Source organism: Methylobacterium platani (genome assembly GCF_001653715.1).
GTDB lineage: Bacteria > Pseudomonadota > Alphaproteobacteria > Rhizobiales > Beijerinckiaceae > Methylobacterium > Methylobacterium platani.
Genome location: NZ_LWHQ01000046.1, coordinates 52,440 through 53,413, shown reverse-complemented (window position 1 = coordinate 53,413; position 974 = coordinate 52,440). Strand labels below are relative to the sequence as shown.

General features: G+C 65.0%; 1 protein-coding gene. It reads left to right on the top strand.

Annotation, left to right across the window (positions count from 1 at the left end; translation table 11 throughout):
• Positions 1–75: 75 nt before the first annotated feature.
• A protein-coding gene (locus A5481_RS32715; protein ID WP_425350200.1) for an IS5 family transposase occupies positions 76–854 on the top strand; the annotation gives its coding sequence in 2 pieces (ribosomal slippage) (positions 76–405 and positions 408–854; 777 coding nt in all).
• The last annotated feature ends 120 nt before the right edge of the window (positions 855–974 follow it).

Genomic DNA, 974 nt, shown 5'->3' with positions numbered 1-974 from the left:
CGCTAGGCGGTGTGGACTCTTGGGGTTCCCTTGGCGGGAGAGGAGTGATTCAAGGCTGCTTTTTGGAGCGCCGCCTTGGGAGTTCTGGACCGTCTCGTTCTCAGCGATGCCCAGTGGGAGCGCATGGCCCCCCTGATCATTGGCCGGCCGGATCAGCGCGGCTCGACCGGTCGCGACAATCGCATGTTCGTGGAAGGCGTGCTCTGGATCCTGCGCACCGGCGCGCCGTGGCGCGACCTGCCCGAAGCGTTCGGCGACTGGAACAGCGTGTTTCGCCGCTTCAGCCGCTGGAGTCGGAAGGGCGTGTGGTGGCGCCTCTTCGAGGCCATGGCCGACGATCCTGACTTCGAGTACCTGATCGTCGACTCCACCATCGTGCGCGCTCACCAACATGCGGCGGGCGCGAAAAAAGGGGGTCTGATGATCCGGCCCCGTCCGATCAGGCCCTTGGCCGGTCCCGCGGCGGCCTGAGCACCAAGATCCACTTGGTCGTGCGCGGTCTTGGCTGTCCGGTCCGGTTTGCCCTCACGGCTGGTCAGAAGGGCGATGCGCCCCAGGCTGAGACGCTGCTGGCAGATCTTCCCGCCGCGGTGGTCCTGGCCGATGCGGCCTACGACAGCGACCGGCTGCGCGAGGCGATTGCCGGCAAGGGCGCCACGGCCGTAATCCCGAACAACCCCTCACGCGCCAGGAAGTATGAGCTCGATACGGCACTCTATACCGAGCGCCACCTGATCGAGTGCTGTTTTGCCAAGCTCAAGCAGTTCCGCCGCGTTGCGACCCGCTACGAGAAGACAGCCCGCAACTACGCCGCCGTCGTCACCATCGCCGCCATCGTCCTCTGGCTTCGGTAACTGTCCACACCGCCTAGAGCATTTTCCGACGACGTGGATACCGGTTCGTCTCAGAAAATGCGCAGAATCAAGGACCTGGAGCACTTCGCGAGTGCAACGCCACGGTCCACGACACCGCGA